2 protein-coding genes are annotated in these 3,033 nt (G+C 33.7%); one reads left to right on the top strand and one right to left on the bottom strand.

The window, feature by feature from the left end; genetic code table 11:
* Positions 1-625: 625 nt before the first annotated feature.
* Positions 626-1,735 carry an S-(hydroxymethyl)glutathione dehydrogenase/class III alcohol dehydrogenase gene (locus tag AC3DU7_RS29865; protein WP_488042871.1) on the bottom strand — a complete coding sequence of 370 codons (1,110 nt, stop codon included), beginning with the start codon at positions 1,733-1,735 and terminating at the stop codon, positions 626-628.
* A 674-nt stretch (positions 1,736-2,409) separates the two neighbouring features.
* Here AC3DU7_RS29865 and AC3DU7_RS29860 point away from each other — a divergent pair.
* A complete protein-coding gene (locus AC3DU7_RS29860) occupies positions 2,410-3,009 on the top strand; it encodes a hypothetical protein (protein ID WP_488042870.1) in 600 nt (199 codons plus the stop codon).
* The last annotated feature ends 24 nt before the right edge of the window (positions 3,010-3,033 follow it).

The raw sequence follows: 3,033 nt of genomic DNA, 5'->3' as shown, positions 1-3,033 counted from the left end.
ACTAGCGTCGTCGCGGGGTCGCACCGCTTTGTCAAAGGGACATTTTATGCAAAATCTTTTTATTTCACTTATTGGTATTAAGTAGGGCTTGCTGATTAAATCTCAAAACATTGACATATAAAGACTTTAGCCTGTTTGGAGTCAAAAAAAGTGCAAGTTTTTCAGTCTAAAACGCTCAAAAAGGAGCGTATTTTAGGCACATAGTTGAGCAGAACAATCTTAGGACAATTCTTAATCCTGCCCCTTCGCTCATTCCCATTTCTCCTGTCTCCTACCCCTACTAAAAGACTTTTTCAGCAAACCCTAAGTAAAATACTATAATAAAAACCTCTGATAATTTATATAAAAATCTTGGAAAACTGTTGTTAAACCTTAACTTATTTAGATTTCTAATAAACTATAAATAAATTGATTGATAAAGTACTCTCAGTGTAATACCAATTCCCAATAACGCTATACTTCATTAAATAATTCTCTGATTTGAAATTAAGTATCAAGGATATTATTTGATAACTGAAAACTTAATACTCTATACCTAATAATAATTCATTTAATACCCAATATATTCTAGTCATCCCTAAATCTGGTACAAAAGAAAAATACTTGTCGTTCTTTCTGTCTCCTTCTAAAAAGTCACAACACTACGAATAGACTTACCTTCGTGCATCAAATCAAAAGCATCATTAATTTTTTCCACTGGCATAACATGAGTAATTAAATCATCAATATTAATCTTTCCCTCCATATACCAATCAACAATTTTCGGTACATCTGTACGACCCCTCGCACCTCCAAAAGCTGTACCTTTCCACACCCTTCCTGTTACTAACTGAAACGGACGAGTACTAATTTCCTGTCCCGCACCAGCTACACCAATAATGACACTAACACCCCAACCTTTATGACAAGATTCTAAAGCTTGACGCATCACATTAACATTACCAATACATTCAAAAGTATAGTCAGCACCACCTTTTGTTAAATCAACTAAATAAGGAACTAGATCGCCTTCTACTTCCCTAGAATTAACAAAATGTGTCATGCCAAATTTTTCAGCTAATTCACGTTTACTAGGATTAATATCAACCCCAACAATCATATCAGCACCTACCATTCTGGCACCTTGAATTACATTTAAACCAATGCCACCTAAACCAAATACAATTACTTTTGCACCAGCTTCAACTTTTGCCGTATTAATAACAGCTCCAATGCCAGTTGTTACTCCACAACCGATATAGCAAACCTTATCAAAAGGAGCATCTTTGCGAATTTTTGCTACTGCAATTTCTGGTAATACTGTATAGTTTGCAAAGGTTGAAGTACCCATATAATGATGAATCATTTCACCATTTAATGAAAATCTACTGGTACCATTTGGCATTACACCACGACCTTGAGTAGTACGAATTGCTTGACATAAATTAGTTTTCATGCTGAGACAATACTCACACTGACGACATTCTGGGGTGTATAGAGGGATAACATGGTCTCCTGGTTTGACGCTAGTGACATTTGCTCCAACTTCAACAACGACTCCAGCTCCTTCATGTCCCAAAATGCTAGGAAATAAACCTTCAGGGTCTGCACCAGAAAGAGTATAAGCATCGGTATGACAAATTCCGGTTGCTTTAATTTCTATCATTACTTCTCCAGCTTGTGGACTTTCTAAATTAACGGTTTCTATGCTTAATGGTTTACCAGATTCAAAAGCTACTGCTGCTTTAATTTCCATTTTGTGATTGTCCTAAAAATGAGATGATGAAAACAATTGGTGGTAATAGTTTATGTCAATAATTAATAATTAACAATTAATAATGAATAATTAATAATTACCTCTTTTTGTAAAGAAAAAGAGCGATCGCTTTTCCAACTTATCTAAAATTTTAGAAATGATTGGTTTTCCAGTTAGTAATTAATATTATTTGTAAGGTAGGTGTTATTTTATAATACAGCGTATTCCACTTCAGTGAGGTACACCCACGCGAGGAAGCATCTTGCTCGCGAGCAAGATGCTCGGACTGGGAAGATTTAATTATTAATATTTGTACTTCAGATACTTGTAATTTGCTGTATAATCAGGAGTTACGCAGACAAACTCAGAGTAAGCATTTCCTCCGGAATGCTGCGCAAACAGCCATCAGCTATTAGCTATCAACTACTAATAGGAGAAAAATAAGAGGAAGAGGTAAAAGCAATTTATCAATTGAGAGAGAATTAAAAGTTACTGCCAAATTAAGGTCTTTAACCTTATAAATAATTATCCATTATTTGCGCTCTAGCTGACTGCTAAGAGCTGAATGCTTATAACTCAGAGACCTGGTTTATTGATTCCTTTTAGCCAATCCTCTTATTTAATAAGAAGAGGCAATTATTAATTATTAATTGTTAATTATTAATTATTTAAAAATGTCTTACAGTAAATTTAACTTAGATGAACTACTAACAAATTTTAATCTAAATTTAGTCGAACTTCGGGGTAAATTCAACAATTTACCAGAAGTTGTACCTAGTAAAATATTACAAGAACTTTTCCAAGATTATATACCTTTAGCAGTTGCTATTGGTTCAGAAAAAGCACGTTCTGAGTTAATTGTTGCACCAATTTTAGTAGAAGTAAAGAAACAACTAAATAATCAAATTAGCATTTTTTCAGGAATAGAATTTAACGTTAATTCTGACCAAGGTTTAAATGGTTTTTGTGATTTTATTATTAGTCATTCTACCAGACAACTTGTGATTGAAGCGCCAGTTATTGCTCTGGTAGAAGCCAAAAACGATAATCTGAAATCTGGTTTTTCTCAATGTATTGCAGAGATGCTAGCTGCTCAAATTTTTAATCAAAGAAAAGGCAACAATATTAATAAAATTTATGGTGTTGTGACAACGGGAACAGTTTGGCAATTTTTAGAGCTAGAGTCCGAAACTATAACTGTAGATTTGGAGGAATATTCTATCAATAATTTGTCTAAAATTTTCGGTATTTTAATTAGTTTGCTTAAAGTCTAGTAGGGTGGGTTAGCAAAGCGTAAC

Source organism: Okeania sp., assembly GCF_983059655.1.
This window is presented reverse-complemented; position numbering and strand designations above follow the sequence as displayed.